This is a genomic window from Prescottella sp. D32, assembly GCF_037287305.1.
Classification (GTDB): Bacteria; Actinomycetota; Actinomycetes; order Mycobacteriales; family Mycobacteriaceae; genus Prescottella; species Prescottella equi.
The window spans coordinates 537,191-553,010 of record NZ_JARBSW010000002.1 but is presented as its reverse complement, the minus strand read 5'-3'; the positions used below and the strand labels follow the sequence as shown (position 1 = coordinate 553,010).

Below are 15,820 nucleotides of genomic sequence, written 5' to 3'. Positions count from 1 at the left end.
GTTCCAGCTACCGAAAAGGCGCACGGGCGCGAAGCGCCTACTCCTCCGTCAGCCCGCCACCGTCCATGTGCCAGCGCCGGGTGTGCCGCATGGTGCCCAGCATCCGACGGTCGTGGGTGACCAACAGCAGCGTGCCGGTGAACGATTCCATCGCCTGCTCGAGCTGCTCGATCGCGGGCAGGTCGAGGTGGTTGGTGGGCTCGTCGAGGACCAGCAGATTGACCCCACGGGCCTGCAGCAGCGCCAGCGCCGCGCGGGTGCGTTCGCCCGGCGACAGCGACGCCGCGGACCGCAGCACATGGTGACCCTTGAGTCCGAACTTCGCCAACAGCGTGCGGACGTCCGCCTCGGGCCAGTCGGGGACCTGTGCGCCGAATGCGTCGGCCAGCGGCTCGTCGCGTTCGAAAAGTCCACGCGCCTGGTCGATCTCGCCCACCGCGACACCCGAGCCGAGGGTTGCGGTGCCCTCGTCGGGTGGCAGCTTCCCGAGCAGGACCTTCAACAGCGTCGACTTGCCGGACCCGTTCGGGCCGGTCACGAGAATTCGGTCACCCCAGTCGATCTGTGCGGTGACGGGACCGAACGTGAACGCGTCGCGGCGGACCACGGCACCGCTGAGCGTGGCCACGACCGCGCCGCTGCGCGGCGCCGCGGCGATCTCCATCCGCAACTCCCACTCCTTGCGGGGCTCCTCGACCACCTCGAGCCGCTCGATCCGGCGCTGCGTCTGCCGCGCCTTCGCGGCCTGCTTCTCGGTGGACTCGGCGCGTGCCTTGCGGCCCATCTTGTCCGCGTCGCCGCCCTTGGCCTTGCGGCGCGCATTGCGGACGCCGTGCTCGAGCCAGTTGCGCTGCATCTGTGCGCGGTCCTCGAGTGCCGACAGGTTCCCTGCGTACTCGTCGTAGGCCTCGCGCGCGTGCCGCCTGGCCACCTCGCGTTCGGCGAGGTACGACTCGTACCCGCCGTCGTACACCGCGATCTGCTGCTGCGCGAGATCGAGTTCGACGATGCCGGTGACGGTGCGCGCCAGGAACTCCCGATCGTGACTGACCACCACCAGCGCCGTCCGGGTCTCGGCGACGAACTGTTCGAGTTGCTCGAGTCCGGGCAGATCGAGATCGTTGGTCGGCTCGTCGAGCAGCAGGACGTCGTAGCGCGAGAGCAGCAACGACGCCAGGCCCGCCCGTGCGGCCTGTCCACCGGAGAGGTCCGTCATGTGGGCGTCGCCCGTGACGTCGAGACCCAGATCGGCGAGGACCTTCTCGGCACGCTCGGCGAGATCCGCGCCGCCGAGGGCGAGCCACTTGTCGAGGGCGGGGGAGTAGAGGTCCTCCCCGCCGTCCGCGAGCGACTCGGCCGCGGCGTTCATCGCGGTTTCGGCGGCGGTGACGCCGGTTCGTCGGCCGAGGAACTCGAGTACCGTCTCGCCCTCGATCCGGTCGGGTTCCTGCGCGAGGTAGCCGACGGTCGCATCGGGCGGGCTGAGCGTGACGGTGCCCTCGATGTCCGCGTTCCCGACCCCTGCGAGCGTCGTGAGCAGCGTCGACTTCCCGGCGCCGTTCGCGCCGACCAGGCCGATCACGTCGCCGGGCGCGACGGTCAGGTCGAGATCGGAGAAGAGCGTGCGCTCGCCCCGGGATGCGGAGAGGCCGGAGATACGCAGTGTTGCAGTCACGGGTCGATTGTCCCAGGTGGGCATCCGCCCGTGCGATGAGGTTGCGGGCGCCAGAGCTCACGGGATTATGCGAATCGGGCCCGCGGAAAAACGTAACGTATTAACGTGAAACGTAATGGAGACCTCGCCCCGCATCGGTCGACCCCGTGACCCCGGAAAGGATCACGCGGTCCTCGTCGCCGCGCGGCGACTGCTCCGCGAGGTCGGCTATCAGCAGACCACGATCTCGGCGATCGCACGCCGGTCCAACGTGAGCGCCCCGGCGATCTACCGCCGCTGGCCCACGCGGGAGGCGCTCCTCGAGGACGCGGTTCACGGACCGGGCGCGCACAGGCTGCCCGAGGCCACGGACGATCTGCGTGCGGACCTGGCTACATGGGTGCGAGTCTTCCTGTCCCGGTCGGCGAGTCCCGCTGCCCGCGCGGGCGTGCCCGGGCTGCTGGCCGACATTCGCACAGATGCGGATCGTGCGAGGTTGCTCTCGCTGCAGGATCCCGTGCGGGCTGCCTTCACCGCTCGAATCGAGCTCGCAGCGGACCGAGGGGAGATTCCGGGACCGGTGGACGCGGCCACCTTGTTCGAGATCCTCACCGGCACCACGTCGATTCGAGGGCTCACTCAGGGCGGAGCGGGCGCCGACGCGTTCGTGGCCGCCCTCGCCGGCGCGCTCTACGTGCTGGCCGCGCACGGTGACGAACTGGCTGTAGAGGTGAAGGAGAGCGAGTCGTGAAGATCGACGTCCAACTCGACGGACGCCCGGAGAAGGCGGCAGCCCGCGCGCGGGAGCTCGCCGAACTCGGCGTCGACGGTCTGTTCACGTTCGAGGGTCCGCACGACGTGTTCCTCCCGTTGGTATCCGCCGCAGGGGCGGTCGACGCCGACCTCATGACGAACGTCGCGATCGCGTTGCCGCGCAGTCCGATGCACCTCGCGCACACCGCGTACGACCTGCAGACGCTCAGCCGCGGCCGCTTCCGCCTCGGGCTGGGCTCTCAGATCCGGCCGCACATCGAGAAGCGGTACGGTGCCGAGTGGTCGCGTCCGGCCGCCCGGATGCGGGAGATCGTTCTCGCGGTGAAGGCGATCTTCGATGCGTGGGAAGGTAATTCGCGCCTGCGGTTCGAGGGGGAGTTCACCACCCACACGCTGATGCCGCCCACGTTCGACCCCGGACCCAACCCGTACGGTCCGCCCCCGATCTGTCTCGGCGCGCTCGGACCGGTGATGACGCGCACCGCCGCCGAGGTTGCAGACGGGTTGCTCGTCATGCCGTTCAACAGCGTTCGGCACTACCGCGAGCGCACGCTGCCGGCGATCGAGGAGGGGCTCGACCGCGCCGGACGCCACGCCGCGGATCTCGCGATCTACCCGCAGGTGATCGTGGGAACGGGACGCACCCCGGACGAACTGGCCGCGGCGTCGCGCGGCGTGCGGAGCCTGCTCGCCTTCTACGGATCCACGCCCGCCTACCGCCCCGTCCTCGACGTCGAGGGCTGGGGGGACCTGCAACCCGAGCTCAACGCCCTATCCAAGGTCGGCGAGTACGCCGCGATGGCGGAGCTGATCGACGACAAGATGCTCACGACCCTCGCGGTGCACGGCACGCCCGAGGAATGCGCCGCCGAGATCGTCGATCGGTTCGGTGCCTACAGCGACCGCGTGTGCTGCTACTTTCCGGGCTACCCGATTCGGGACGGGCACATCGCCGATCTCGTCGCGGCGGTGCGGGAGCTGACGCCGTGAACGACGTGCTGATCGAGATCGACGGCGGCGTCGCGGTTCTCACGCTCAATCGGCCGGCGGCGCGCAACGCGTTCACCGGTGACATGGGTCGCCGTCTCGGTGACCTGTACGGCGAACTCGACGCCGACGATGCGGTCCGCGCGGTCGTTCTCACCGGCACCCCGCCGGCTTTCTGCGCGGGTGCCGATCTCACTGCGGAGGGCGAGACGTTCGCCTCCCCGACCGACAGCGGCTTCTCCGCGTCCCCGGTGGACCCGGCCGCGTTCGAGATCCGCAAACCGGTGATCGCGGCCGTCAACGGGCACGCGATCGGGATCGGCCTGACTCTCGCGATGCAGGCCGACATCCGCATCGTCGCCGACGACGCGAAGTATGCGATCCCGCAGGTGCGGCGCGGTGTCGTGCCCGACATGATGTCGCACTGGACGGTCGCGCGCGTCGCCGGCTTGGCGGTGGCCGCGGACGTCCTGCTCACCGGGCGCACCTTCGACGGCCTCGAGGCGGTCCGGCTGGGGCTCGCGAGCCGGTCGCTGCCCGCCGACCAGGTTCTGCCCGCCGCGCTCGCCACGGCGCGGGACATCGCCACCAATGTCGCACCGATGTCTGCGGCGCTGAGCAAGCGACTGCTGTGGGACAGCGCACGAAAGGGTTTCGCGCCCCGCGAGGTGGCCGGATACGAGACCGAACTGCACCACCGGGTCATGGGCACCGCGGACGCAGCGGAGGGCGTGCGCGCCTTCCTCGACCGCCGCGACCCCGACTGGACGGCGCGGGTATCCGCCGATTGGAAGGAATTGCCTTGGAAGTGAACGTTTTCGGACCCGACACCACCACCGATGACGTGCTCGTCGGCGTCGACCTGACCGGCCGCACCGCTCTGGTCACCGGAGTGACGAGCGGTCTCGGCGGGGAAACCGCAAGAGCGCTGGCTGCCGCCGGCGCGACGGTGATCCTCGCGGCCCGCAACGGTGACGCCGCCGCGATCGTGGCCGACGGCGTCCGTGAGGCCGTGCCCGGCGCCGAACTGCTCGTCACGGCAATCGATCTGGCCGACCTGTCGAGCGTTCGCGGCGCCGCCGAGAGCCTGGGCGGGCAGCCGATCGACCTGCTGATCAACAACGCCGGTGTGATGTACACGCCGTTCGAGCGCACCGCCGACGGGTTCGAGCTGCAATTCGGCACGAACCACCTGGGTCATTTCCTGCTCACCACGCTGCTGCTGCCGAACCTGATCGCTGCGGCAGGCGGGGCCGGGACCCCGTCCAGGGTGGTCACCGTGTCGTCGGATGCGCATCGCGCGCATGCCGTCGATCTCGCCGATCCGAACTTCCGGGACCGGGAGTACGACAAGTTCGTCGCGTATGCGCAGTCCAAGGCGGCCAACGTCCTCATGACGATCGAGCTGCAGAAGCGGTACGCGGACAGCGGGATCCAGGCATTCGCAGTGCATCCCGGCGTGTGCGCGACCGGCCTGTCGCGGTACATGTCCCGCGACGACTTCGCCGAGATGAAGGCGATGAGCGCCGGGAAGCCGGGCCTGCTGGAGAATCTCAAGTCCATCCCCGCCGCGGCAGCGACATCGGTGTGGGCGGCGACCGCCACGGAACTGGACTCCGCGGGCGGGGCGTACCTCGCCGACTGCGCCGTCGGCAGGGCGTCCCGGCATGCCGTGGATCCGGCGACCGCAGAGGCGCTGTGGGAACTGTCGGAGCAACTCGTCGGCGGCTGAACGCGAAACCGGGGCCGGTCGCAAGTGCGCGGCCGACCCCGGAAGGGCTGAGCTACACAGTTTCCGGCGGAAGCATCTGCAGTGCCTCGTCGTGCGCGTCGAGCAGGATCCGGACGCGATCGCCGCCGCTGCGACGCTCGGCCTTCTCCTCGTTGCCCTTGGTGACGAACACCGGGCCGTTCCCGATGTTCGCTATCGCTTGCGCCGCCACGTCCGCCGGTTCGGAGACATGGAGGCCGTCGATGTCCATGTTCAGCCCGGCCCGGTCCATCGCCGGGGTGCGGGTGACACCGAGGACCATTTCGAGGACGTCGACGTCGTATTCGCGCATCTCGAGCCACAGGCCCTCGGCGAAGGTGCGGCAGAACGACTTCACGCCGGCGTAGATGCTGATCCGGACCGACCCCGACATGCCCTGCATCGAGCCCATCAACATCAGGCCACCTCGGCGACGTTCCTTCATCGGTGCGCCGAAGTGCTGGATCAGCTTGAGCTGACCGGTGATGTTGAGGTCGATCACCTGCTGGAAGCGGTCGAGGTCGCCGGTGACGAACTCGTGGCCGTAGGTGTTGGCGCCCGCGTTGTAGACGAGCAGGCCCACCTCGAGACCGTCGGTGACGGTGCGGATCTTGTCGAGCACGTCCGCCTCGGTCAGATCGACGGACAGTGTGCGCACCTCGACGCCGTTCGCGCGGACGCGCTCCGCCGTCGCCTCGAGCGGCCCCGGTTTGCGGGCCAGCAGAACCAGATTCAGGCCCGCCTCGGCGAGTTGGACGGCGAGTTCCGCGCCCACACCCTCGGAGCCGCCGGCGATGACGGCCCACGGCCCGTACTTGGCAATGTCGATCATGATTCGATCCCCTCGTCGTTCGAATCTGCGCAGGCGCAGGCGCAGGTGTTTCTCGTGCCGCGGTCTGCTACTTGCTGGCCGGCGGCAGCATCGCCTTCGACGCGGCCTGCGCGGCCAGCAGCAGTTCGGCACGGTTGCCGCCGCTGCGCTTCTCGACGGCCGACTCGTTGCCCTTCGCGACCACCACGGGTCCGTTGCCGAGGTTGGCGAGTGCCTGCGCCGCGACGTCCGCGGGTTCGGAGACGTTCAGGCCGGGGATGTCCATGTTCAGCCCGGCGCGGGCCATCGCAGGGGTGCGGGTGACGCCGAGGACCATTTCGAGGACGTCGACGTCGTATTCGCGCATCTCGAGCCACAGGCCCTCGGCGAAGGTGCGGCAGAACGACTTCACGCCCGCGTAGATGCTGATCTGGGAGGCGCCGAGGAAACCGGCCATCGAGCCGACCAGCAGCAGGCCGCCTCGGCGACGATCCTTCATCGGTGCGCCGAAGTGCTGGATCAGCTTGAGCTGACCGGTGATGTTGAGGTCGATCACCTGCTGGAAGCGGTCGAGGTCGCCGGTGACGAACTCGTGGCCGTACGTGTTGGCGCCCGCGTTGTAGACGAGCAGGCCCACCTCGAGACCGTCGGTGACGCTGCGGATCTTGTCGAGCATGTCGGCAGCGGTGAGATCGACCGACAGCGTGCGGACCTCGACGCCCTTCGCGCGGGCCTTCTCGGCAGCCACCTCGAGCGGCTCCGGCTTGCGGGCCAGGAGCACGAGGTTCAGGCCGGCCTCGGCGAGTTGGACGGCGAACTCCTCGCCGACGCCCTCGGATCCGCCTGCGATGACGGCCCACGGCCCGTACTTGGCTGCGTCGATCATGTATCGGTCCCTTCGTTTCCGCGCTCCCGACGGTCGGGAACGGCCTGGCTGATCGGTCGACCGCTCAGTCCAGATGTCCCCGATTATGGTGTGACGTGGATCGCAGTACGCCCCGGATTCCACTGGCCGGGACCCCCATTTCCGGCGGGCCTGGAGTGCGAAACTCCCAGCGAATGGGATTGCGGCTTTATGTCCGCGTCGGACCTACCTAGCGTGCTCCCACAACCAGGCGAAGGAGTTTTCATGGCCACCAGTCCTGCCGCGGTCACACCCACCGCGCGCGACATCACCGTCGACCTGCTGGTCGTCGGCGCCGGCACCGGAATGGCCGCAGCACTTGCGGCGAAGGAGCTGGGACTGTCCACCCTCATCGTCGAGAAGACGAAGTACGTTGGCGGATCGACGGCACGTTCGGGCGGCGCATTCTGGCTGCCCGACAACCCGATCCTCCGTGAGGCGAACGCCGGTGACTCCCACGAGCGGGCGCAGACCTACGTCAGCGCCGTCGTCGGCGGCACCGCACCCGCCGAACGCGGCAAGGCGTTCGTCGACAACTCGGCCGCCACCGTCGAACTGCTGCAGCGCACGACGCCGATGAAGTTCTTCTGGGCCGAGGGCTACTCGGACTACCACCCCGAACTGCCTGGCGGATCGGCGATCGGCCGCACCTGTGAATGCCGTCCGTTCGACGCCTCGATCCTCGGACCGGAGCGTCCGCGTCTGCGTCCGGGCCTGATGGAGGCCCCGATGCCGATGCCCACCACGGGCGCCGACTACAAGTGGATGAACCTCATGGCGCGCGTGCCCCAGAAGGGCATCCCGCGCGTCGTCAAGCGTCTCGCCCAGGGCGTCGGCGGCCTCGCGCTGCGTCGCGAGTACATGGCCGGCGGCCAGGCGCTCGCCGCGGGTCTGTTCGCCGGTGTGGTTCGCGCCGGGATCCCGGTCTGGACCGAGACGTCGCTGGTGCGCTTGGTCACCGAGGGCGATCGGGTCACCGGCGCCGTCGTCACGCAGGGCGACCGTGAGGTCACCGTGACCGCGCGTCGCGGTGTGGTGCTCGCGGCCGGTGGTTTCGACCACGACATGGCGATGCGGCACAAGTACCAGTCGGAGAGCCTCGGCGAGCACGAGAGCCTCGGTGCGGAGGGCAACACCGGCGACGCGATCCGGATCGCCCAGGAAGTCGGCGCCACGACCGACCTGATGGACCAGTCGTGGTGGTTCCCCGCCGTGGCAGCGCTGCCGGGTCGTCCGCCGACGGTGATGCTCGCCGAGCGTTCGCTGCCCGGCTCGTTCATCGTCGACCACACCGGTCGTCGGTTCATCAACGAGTCCATCGACTACATGTCCTACGGCCAGAAGGTTCTCGAGCGCGAGCGCGCCGGCGACCCGATCGAGTCGCAGTGGATCGTGTTCGACCAGAAGTACCGCAACAGCTACATCTTCGCGGCCGGGCTGTTCCCGCGTCAGCCGCTGCCGGAGTCCTGGTACAAGGCGGGCATCGCCCACCAGGCGTCCACCCCGGCCGAGCTGGCCCGCAAGGCCGGCCTGCCCGAGGATGCGTTCACGGAGACGTTCCGCAAGTTCAACGAGGACGCGGCGACGGGCACCGACAGCGAGTTCCAGCGCGGCCAGAGCGCCTACGACCGCTACTACGGCGACCCCACCCAGCAGCCGAACCCGAACCTGCGGCCGCTGACCGGCGGATCGCTGTACGCGGTGAAGATGACGCTCAGCGACCTCGGCACCTGCGGTGGTGTCCAGGCCGACGAGCGGGCGCGCGTGGTGCGCGAGGACGGCAGCCCGGTCGAGGGTCTGTACGCGATCGGCAACACCGCGGCCAACGCGTTCGGTCACACCTACCCGGGCGCCGGCGCGACGATCGGCCAGGGTCTGGTGTTCGGTTACATCGCGGCGCACGACGCTGCGGAACGGACCGTCGACGCCTGACGGATCGACTCGGAGCGGCCCACCACATCGACGATGTGGTGGGCCGCTCCGTCAGTTGCGGACCAGGCGGAAGAACCGTGGTTCGGCCCGTGCGAGGAGACCGGGCGCGCTACCGGTGTCCATGGCGTCGTCACCGACGACCTCCCACCCGGCCAGCGCCTGCTCGACGTCGCGCCGGGACGAACCTCGGGGCAGTGGTCCGCGCCGCCCGGGCGAGAACGCGAACATCAGCAACCGGGCGCCCGGTGCCGTCACCGCGGTGAGGCCCCGGCCGTAGGCGACGCGGCATTCGTCGGTGAGGCCGTGGAAGCAACCGACGTCGAGGGCGAAGGTGTAGTGGTCGTCGACGTAGGCGGGCAGATGCGTGACGTCGCCGAGTACGAACCTCACGTCCGCGCCGGCCACGGGCAGCTTCGCGCGGGCCCGTTCGATCGCGAGCGGCACGGAGTCGACGGCGGTCACCGACCATCCCCGCTTCGCCAGCTCGATCGAGTGGTCACCGGTTCCGCAACCGAGGTCGAGAGCCCGGGCCGCCGCCTCGCCGGGGACGGCGACGGCGTCGAGCAGGTGGTTCAACTGCTCCGCGAAGATCGCCCGGCCGGCCATCTCCCACGGGGTGAAGCCCGCCCGATACGCCAACCGGTACCCGAGGTTCATCGGCCGTCCCTTTCCGGAGATCCGACCACCTGGAACGAACGTAGGCCCGCAGTCGAGCACCGCGCAACGGGCGCCGCCGGGGTCCACGTTCTGGGACGGCGGGAACATGTCGGGGCGTCGCCGCGGTTGCCCTGGAGATGACCTCCATCAGTTCCGTACCGGCCGTCGAACTGAACGACGGCAACACGATTCCGCAACTGGGCTTCGGGGTGTTCCAGGTGTCGGACGACCAGGCGTACGACGCGGTCGGTGAGGCGCTACGCGTCGGCTACCGCAGCATCGACACCGCCCGCATCTACGAGAACGAGACCGGGACCGGCCGCGCGTTGGCTGATTCCGGTGTCGCCCGCGAGGACCTGTTCGTCACCACCAAGCTGTGGAACTCCGATCAGGGCTACGACTCGACGCTGCGGGCGTTCGACGACAGCCTCGCCCGACTCGGCCTCGACTACCTCGACCTCTATCTCATCCACTGGCCGGCGCCCGCGCAGGACCGCTATGTCGACACTTTCAAGGCCTTCCAGCAGCTGAAGGCGGACGGTCGGATCCGGTCGATCGGTGTCTCGAACTTCACCGCCGAGAACCTCGAACGCCTGGTCGAGGCGGTGGGGGAGACCCCGGTGCTCAACCAGATCGAGCTGCATCCGGACTTCGCGCAGGCGCACCTGCGCTCCGTGCACGCCGACATGGGCATCGTCACCGAGGCGTGGAGTCCACTCGGGCAGGGCACCACGCTCACGAACCCGACGATCCGCGAGATCGCCGACGCGCACGGGCGCACGCCCGCGCAGGTGATCCTGCGCTGGCACATCCAGCTGGGGAACGTGGTGATTCCCAAGTCGGTGACGCCCGAGCGGATCGCGAGCAACTTCGACGTCTTCGACTTCGAACTGACGGCCGACGACATGTTCGCGATCGCCTCGCTGGATTCCCCGGACGGCCGCCTCGGGCCCGACCCGGTGGAGTTCCGCTGACCTTCCGGGTTCCGGTGGTACTCGTCACAGGCGGCGAACGTGATTGCCCGCACTCCACTCCCGGCCGTATATTCCACGTGGAATATACGGCGTGGAAGTGGGGGTGAGGAATGTTGCCGCGCTCCGTCACACCGTTGGGCGTCTCGGTACTCGCGCTGCTGTTCGAGCGGCCGATGCACCCCTACGAGATGTTTCAGCTGTTGACCACCCGCCGCAAGGATCGCGTGGTCAAGGTGCGTCCGGGGTCGCTGTACCACACGGTCGAGCGCCTCGAGCGGGACGGACTGGTGCTCGCGTCGGGTACCGACCGGCAGGGCAACCGGCCGGAACGGACGATCTACGAGATCACGTCCGCGGGACGCGCCGCGATGCGGCAATGGGTCTCGGACACCGTCGCCGCTCCCACTCCCGAGTACCCGCGGTTCACCCTCGGCCTCGCCGAACTGCACAACCTGGAATCCGTCGAAGCGCTCGCGTTGCTGGAGCAGCGCATAGCAGCGCTCGCCGGCGAACTCTCCGCCCTCGACGACCTGGCGGAGTTCGCCCGCGAGGTGCCGGAATTGTTCACCATCCCGTTCTCCTACACCCGGGCGATGGCACAGGCCGAAGTGGACTGGCTGCGCGCCTTCGTCGACCGCGTCCGCAGTGGCGAGATTCCCTGGGTCACCGAAGAACACCTCGAATCCACACGGCTCGCACATCAGAAGGGCAACGCATGAAAACCGAAGTACGGCCCTGGCCGGCCCTGTGGGCCCTGTGCCTGGGCTTCTTCATGATCCTCGTCGACAGCACCATCGTCGCCGTCGCCAACCCGGTCATCACCGCGGAACTGAACGCCGACGTCAACGCGGTCATCTGGGTCACGAGCGCCTACCTGCTCGCGTACGCGGTGCCGTTGCTCGTCACCGGACGTCTCGGCGACCGGTTCGGCCCCAAGAACATGTACCTGATCGGTCTGGTCGTGTTCACGCTCGCATCGCTGTGGTGTGGTCTGTCCGGCGGCGTCGAGATGCTCATCGTCGCGCGCGTCTTCCAGGGCCTCGGCGCGGCCATGATGACCCCGCAGACGATGGCCGTCATCACCCGAATCTTCCCGCCCGACAAGCGCGGAACCGCCATGGGCCTGTGGGGCTCGGTGGCCGGTGTCGCGACGCTGGTGGGGCCGATCCTCGGCGGTGTGCTGCTGGACAACCTCGGCTGGCAGTGGATCTTCTTCGTCAACGTGCCCGTCGGCGTGGTCGGCTTCCTGCTCGCGTGGCGCCTGGTCCCGTCGCTGCCGACGAACAACCACAAGTTCGACATGATCGGAGTCGCGCTCAGCGCGATCGGCCTGTTCTGCATCGTCTTCGGGCTGCAGGAAGGCAACTCGTACGACTGGGATGCGCGCGCGTGGGGCCTGATCGCCGGCGGCCTCGTCGTGATGGGTGTGTTCGTGTGGTGGCAGAAGGTCAACCGCAACGAGCCGCTGGTACCGCTGGGCCTGTTCAAGGACCGCAACTTCTCCGTCGCCAACGTCGGTATCGCCGCGATGGGCTTCTCCATCACCGGTGTGATGCTGCCGTTCATGTTCTACGCGCAGAGCGTGACGGGGCTGTCGCCGACGCGTTCGGCACTGTTGATGGCGCCGATGGCAATCGTCACCGGCATCCTCGCGCCGTTCGTCGGACGTCTCGTCGACAAGGCGCACCCGCGGATGATCGCCGGCCCCGGTTTCCTCGTGTTCGCCCTCGCGACCGCATGGCTGGCCACGAGGCTCACCCCGACCACCCCGGTATGGCAGATCCTGTTGCCGATGGCGATCATCGGTGCGTCCAACGCATTCATCTGGGCACCGCTGGCCGCCACCGCGACCCGGAACCTGCCGCCCATGCACGTCGGTGCCGGCTCGGGCGTCTACAACACCACCCGTCAGGTCGGCGCCGTCCTCGGTAGCGCCGCAATGGGCGCGCTCATGACGTCGCGGATCACCGCCGAACTGTCGACGCTCGGCGTCGGCGGAGGTGCGAAGGTCGGCGAGGGCTCGCACGTGGGTCGGCTTCCGGAGATGGTGCGTGAGCCGTTCTCCACCGCGATGTCCCAGTCGGCGATGCTGCCGGCGGCAGCGCTTCTGGTCGGTTTCGTCGCGGTGATGTTCTTCGTCAATCCGCGCAAGGGTCCGACCGAGCAGGCCGTGCCGGCGGGTGTCGACGGGGAGTCGGTGAGTACCGGCCACTGACGAGGGCTCCGTTCTCGCGGAAGGCGCAGCCGACCACTGGTCGGCTGCGCCTTCCGTGTTTCGAGTCTCGTTTCGCTCAGTCGGTACCGACTCGTTGCAGCTGCCCGAGTCTGCTCATGATTCGGTCGATGTCGACCGGACGGCGTCCCTCGGCCACGAGTGCTTCGATGGGTAGGTCGGCCACGAACGTGGTTTCGACGTCCCGGTCGTACAGGACGTCGATCAGGTTCGCGAACCGTTGCGCCGCTTCGCGACCCGCATGCGCCAGATCGGGAATGCCACTGACGACCCATCGGTCGAACTCCGCGGCAAGCTTCAGGTAGTCCGCCGGCGCGGTGGTGCGCTCGCACAGGTCCTCGAAGTCGAACCACAGGCAGTGAGCCTCCGCGCGCAGTGCGACCAGCGGATGTCCGCACGGAACCAGCGTGGACCGTTCGTCCGGTGCCGGGGGCTCGAGCCCCAGCGCGGCCAGTGGGTCGGTGGCGCCGCGCACCACCCATCGGCCCGACGCGAAGCCGGAGACGTGATCCGACGTGGCCCGATAGTCCCGCGGCCCATCGACGGCGACAACGTCCAGCGACTGCTCGATCAACTCGATCGTCGGCACGAAGATGTCGTGGAACAGGGGATTCGGCAGTAGGCGGGGCGGGGGATAGTTCGAGGTCACGACGAGGGCGATGTTCCGGGCGAAGAGGGCCGGGAGGAGGCGTTCGACGAACTTCGCGTCGGCGACGTCGTGGACGTGGAATTCGTCGAAGCACAGGACATGGACGCCATCGAGGATGGTGTCGAGCGCCGCATCCAGATCGTTCCGGTGTCGACGAATCGCGGCATGCAGTTCACGGAAGAACTCGTGGAAGTGCACACGTCTCTTGCAGGTGGTGGGCAACGCCGCGAAATAGGTTGTCATGAGCCAACTCTTGCCTCGGCCGACCGGACCCCACAGGTAGACGCCGCGGCCGGCCGTTTCGCACAGTCGAGAGATTGCCTGCCGCTGGGCGGAGTCGATCGTGTAGCCCTGCCGGTACGCCGCGTCGTCGAATGCTTCGACGGGTACCCGCAGTGTCGTCGAGCGGGACGAGCGTCTCGGCCATCGCATGCCTGGACTCTATCATCGTAGAGTCTGGCAATATCGAGACGTGAGTCACCGTCCGTCGCGGCGCGAATCGATTTGCGAGGCCGCTCTCGATCTCGCCGCAGAGGGCGGCAACCACGCCGTCACCCATCAGGCGATCGACCGACGTCTGAGCCTGGCGAAAGGGTCGACGTCGTACTACTTCCGGACGCGCGACGCGCTGGTGGGTGCCGCGGTTCGACGCCTGACCGAGCGGTCGCGGGCTGCGTTCGCCGAGGCGTACGGCGCGGGCGTCGGCGGCGTCTCGGTCGAGGGCGCCGCTGATCTCATGGCCGACCAGATCGTGTTGCTGATGACCGGTCGGCGGCGGGATGTGCTGGCGCGTTACGCCCTGGCTGTCGATGCCGCCGATGACGAGGAGCTTCGCCCCGCGCTGGCGGGCTGCCTCTTCTCGGTGGAGAAGGCGACCGGGTTGCTGGAGGCGCTCGGTGCAAGCGATCCGGACTCGGCGGCGCACGACCTGATCAGCTTGCTGGAGGGGTTGGTGTTCGACTCCGTGTACGGGTCTCGGTCGGTGCTCGCCGGCGGATCGACGCCGAGCACCCAACGCTTTCGGGTGACGATCCGCTTGTGGCTGGCGGCGCTCGCCGAGTCGTGACCTGCGGGGGTCGCGGCGCGCCTCCGTCGCGGGCCTGACCGGCCCGCTTTGGCCGGCACCCCTTCCCCAGGGGGGTGTCGGCTGCAGCGTCATGCGGCGTGTGGTCCCGCCCGGTTGTGGGCGGGGATGGGTTTCTTGTAGGGGTCCACGGTGGATGGTGGGGTGAACCACGGCTTTCTGTCGGCGCCGATTTCCACGTCCCAGTGGGAGTGGTGCAGCAAGGTGTGGTGGTAGCGGCAGAGTAGGACGAGGTTGTCGAGGTCGGTGGGTCCGCCGTCCGCCCAGTGCTTTACGTGGTGGCCTTCGCAGTGGGCGGGTGGTGCGCCGCAGCCGGGGAAGGCGCAGCCGTGGTCGCGGGCGATCAACGCCCGACGCTGCTTCTTCGACACCGTCCTGCTGCTGCGGCCCAGATTCAAGGGGACGCCGTCGTCCATGACGATGGGGGTGAGGTGACAGTCGCACGCGAGCCTGCGCGCGGTTGCAATGGACAGCGGCCCCGTGTGGGGTAGGCGTGCGATGTCTTTGTCGCCGAACAGGTCCGACCCGTCATCGGTGGGCGTCCACTCGTGAGCCGACTGGCTGCGGGCGAGGTCGGCGGCGTTCACATGGAGTGACAGGTGGGGCCGCTCGCCGCCCTCGACGGGGGCGTCGCCGGAGTCGAGGTAGCGGCGCAGGATCTCCGCGAAGGCGTCCGCCCGCTGCCGTGCCGGGGTGCGTTTCTCGGCGGGGTCGTCGATCGGATTCCTGGGTTTGGTCAGCGCGGACAGTGCGGTCAGGAGCATTTCGCCGGTGACGGCGTCGAGGTCACCTTTGACCTTGACGCGTCCGTTCAGGGTTTTCGAGGCGTGGAATTCGTTACGTTCGGTGTCTTCGCTGGGTGGGAGTTCGTCGGATTCGAAGATCCGCTCGAGCCGTGAGATGCAGGTGCGGACTGTCATGGTGGTGGCGGTGGGTCCGGACGCGGCGTCCAGCAACACTTTCCGGCACGCATCCAACGCTTCCACGGGCATGCCGCGCGGCGGGGTCTCGCAGAACTTCCCGATCAACGCCGCATGCTCGGCCGATACATCGCCGGCGTTGAAGGCGTCGGCGATCTCGGGCTGCCGGCTCAGCATCCGGCCCAGTGCGAGGATCCGTGCCGCGGCCGGCACTTGCAGCAACGTGTTCGCGGCCAACCACTGCTTGACACTCCGGAAGCCGAGGGTGTCGAACGAGACTGCACGATGGTCGATTTCGGCAACCGCGACGACCCTGAGGGCCTCCAGGCGTTCGATCTCGCGAGACATCTCGATCACCGACCGCACGAGGTCGGGTTCGACGAGTCGACGCACCTCGGCAGGCTGCAGCGCGGTGGCCGCGATGCCCGAATTGTTGAGTCCCCCCGGATTCACGACACGAGCCTAGTTCGAACTGATGTTCGAGTCAAGGG

Annotated in this window: 15 protein-coding genes; 9 read left to right on the top strand and 6 right to left on the bottom strand. The window is 68.5% G+C overall.

What is annotated here, in order from left to right:
* Positions 1–37: 37 nt before the first annotated feature.
* Positions 38–1,675, bottom strand: a complete 1,638-nt coding sequence (locus PSS76_RS12200; RefSeq protein ID WP_337456223.1) for an ABC-F family ATP-binding cassette domain-containing protein — start codon at positions 1,673–1,675, stop codon at positions 38–40.
* A gap of 115 nt (positions 1,676–1,790) precedes the next feature.
* Between PSS76_RS12200 and PSS76_RS12195 the strand changes: the two genes are divergently transcribed.
* Genes PSS76_RS12195 through PSS76_RS12180 form a run of 4 tightly spaced genes read left to right on the top strand, consistent with a single transcriptional unit; the run spans position 1,791 to position 5,147 of the window.
* Positions 1,791–2,405, top strand: a complete 615-nt coding sequence (locus PSS76_RS12195) for a TetR/AcrR family transcriptional regulator (RefSeq protein ID WP_084843995.1) — start codon at positions 1,791–1,793, stop codon at positions 2,403–2,405.
* The gene (locus tag PSS76_RS12190; RefSeq protein ID WP_005515025.1) at positions 2,402–3,418 is read left to right on the top strand and encodes a TIGR03617 family F420-dependent LLM class oxidoreductase; all 1,017 of its coding nucleotides are present in this window, start codon (positions 2,402–2,404) and stop codon (positions 3,416–3,418) included. The genes PSS76_RS12195 and PSS76_RS12190 overlap by 4 nt, the downstream gene beginning before the upstream one ends.
* On the top strand, positions 3,415–4,227 hold the full coding sequence (locus tag PSS76_RS12185) for an enoyl-CoA hydratase/isomerase family protein (RefSeq protein WP_064077094.1): 813 nt from the start codon (positions 3,415–3,417) through the stop codon (positions 4,225–4,227). Before PSS76_RS12190 ends, PSS76_RS12185 begins: the two co-directional genes overlap by 4 nt.
* Complete coding sequence (locus PSS76_RS12180) at positions 4,218–5,147, top strand: SDR family NAD(P)-dependent oxidoreductase (protein WP_081263982.1); 930 nt, start codon at positions 4,218–4,220, stop codon at positions 5,145–5,147. The genes PSS76_RS12185 and PSS76_RS12180 overlap by 10 nt, the downstream gene beginning before the upstream one ends.
* A gap of 52 nt (positions 5,148–5,199) precedes the next feature.
* On the opposite strand, the gene PSS76_RS12175 is transcribed toward PSS76_RS12180, so the two are convergent.
* Together PSS76_RS12175 and PSS76_RS12170 are read right to left on the bottom strand one after the other, a co-directional pair.
* Positions 5,200–5,997, bottom strand: a complete 798-nt coding sequence (locus PSS76_RS12175) for an SDR family NAD(P)-dependent oxidoreductase (RefSeq protein ID WP_337456222.1) — start codon at positions 5,995–5,997, stop codon at positions 5,200–5,202.
* A 67-nt stretch (positions 5,998–6,064) separates the two neighbouring features.
* Complete coding sequence (locus tag PSS76_RS12170; RefSeq protein ID WP_013415085.1) at positions 6,065–6,862, bottom strand: SDR family NAD(P)-dependent oxidoreductase; 798 nt, start codon at positions 6,860–6,862, stop codon at positions 6,065–6,067.
* Positions 6,863–7,105: 243 nt separating this feature from the next.
* Here PSS76_RS12170 and PSS76_RS12165 point away from each other — a divergent pair, with 243 nt between their 5' ends.
* A complete protein-coding gene (locus PSS76_RS12165) occupies positions 7,106–8,812 on the top strand; it encodes a 3-ketosteroid-delta-1-dehydrogenase (protein WP_005515019.1) in 1,707 nt (568 codons plus the stop codon).
* A 51-nt stretch (positions 8,813–8,863) separates the two neighbouring features.
* Here the strand turns inward: PSS76_RS12165 and PSS76_RS12160 are convergent, their stop codons facing one another.
* Complete coding sequence (locus PSS76_RS12160; RefSeq protein WP_084845605.1) at positions 8,864–9,469, bottom strand: class I SAM-dependent methyltransferase; 606 nt, start codon at positions 9,467–9,469, stop codon at positions 8,864–8,866.
* Positions 9,470–9,606: 137 nt separating this feature from the next.
* On the opposite strand from PSS76_RS12160, the gene PSS76_RS12155 reads away from it, so the two are divergent.
* From PSS76_RS12155 to PSS76_RS12145, 3 genes are all read left to right on the top strand, one after another.
* The gene (locus tag PSS76_RS12155; protein WP_081121424.1) at positions 9,607–10,443 is read left to right on the top strand and encodes an aldo/keto reductase; all 837 of its coding nucleotides are present in this window, start codon (positions 9,607–9,609) and stop codon (positions 10,441–10,443) included.
* Positions 10,444–10,553: 110 nt separating this feature from the next.
* Positions 10,554–11,162, top strand: a complete 609-nt coding sequence (locus tag PSS76_RS12150; RefSeq protein ID WP_022594418.1) for a PadR family transcriptional regulator — start codon at positions 10,554–10,556, stop codon at positions 11,160–11,162.
* On the top strand, positions 11,159–12,658 hold the full coding sequence (locus PSS76_RS12145) for a DHA2 family efflux MFS transporter permease subunit (RefSeq protein WP_084922423.1): 1,500 nt from the start codon (positions 11,159–11,161) through the stop codon (positions 12,656–12,658). Before PSS76_RS12150 ends, PSS76_RS12145 begins: the two co-directional genes overlap by 4 nt.
* A gap of 76 nt (positions 12,659–12,734) precedes the next feature.
* Here PSS76_RS12145 and zapE read toward each other — a convergent pair whose 3' ends face one another.
* Positions 12,735–13,757 (bottom strand): cell division protein ZapE, encoded by a 1,023-nt coding sequence (gene zapE, locus PSS76_RS12140; protein ID WP_013415090.1) that lies wholly within the window; start codon positions 13,755–13,757, stop codon positions 12,735–12,737.
* Positions 13,758–13,797: 40 nt separating this feature from the next.
* Between zapE and PSS76_RS12135 the strand changes: the two genes are divergently transcribed.
* Entirely contained in the window at positions 13,798–14,391 is a 594-nt protein-coding gene (locus PSS76_RS12135) for a TetR/AcrR family transcriptional regulator (RefSeq protein WP_013415091.1), read from the top strand.
* A gap of 89 nt (positions 14,392–14,480) precedes the next feature.
* On the opposite strand, the gene PSS76_RS12130 is transcribed toward PSS76_RS12135, so the two are convergent.
* On the bottom strand, positions 14,481–15,782 hold the full coding sequence (locus PSS76_RS12130) for an HNH endonuclease signature motif containing protein (RefSeq protein WP_013415092.1): 1,302 nt from the start codon (positions 15,780–15,782) through the stop codon (positions 14,481–14,483).
* Positions 15,783–15,820: the final 38 nt, after the last annotated feature.

Bases quoted from the DNA above. Each gene is read 5' to 3' on its own strand.
- PSS76_RS12195 (WP_084843995.1), top strand. From the start codon at position 1,791: ATGGAGACCTCGCCCCGCATCGGTCGACCCCGTGACCCCGGAAAGGAT.
- PSS76_RS12175 (WP_337456222.1), bottom strand. From the start codon at position 5,997: ATGATCGACATTGCCAAGTACGGGCCGTGGGCCGTCATCGCCGGCGGC.
- PSS76_RS12170 (WP_013415085.1), bottom strand. From the start codon at position 6,862: ATGATCGACGCAGCCAAGTACGGGCCGTGGGCCGTCATCGCAGGCGGA.
- PSS76_RS12165 (WP_005515019.1), top strand. From the start codon at position 7,106: ATGGCCACCAGTCCTGCCGCGGTCACACCCACCGCGCGCGACATCACC.
- PSS76_RS12160 (WP_084845605.1), bottom strand. From the start codon at position 9,469: ATGAACCTCGGGTACCGGTTGGCGTATCGGGCGGGCTTCACCCCGTGG.
- PSS76_RS12155 (WP_081121424.1), top strand. From the start codon at position 9,607: ATGACCTCCATCAGTTCCGTACCGGCCGTCGAACTGAACGACGGCAAC.
- PSS76_RS12150 (WP_022594418.1), top strand. From the start codon at position 10,554: ATGTTGCCGCGCTCCGTCACACCGTTGGGCGTCTCGGTACTCGCGCTG.
- PSS76_RS12145 (WP_084922423.1), top strand. From the start codon at position 11,159: ATGAAAACCGAAGTACGGCCCTGGCCGGCCCTGTGGGCCCTGTGCCTG.
- zapE (WP_013415090.1), bottom strand. From the start codon at position 13,757: ATGCGATGGCCGAGACGCTCGTCCCGCTCGACGACACTGCGGGTACCC.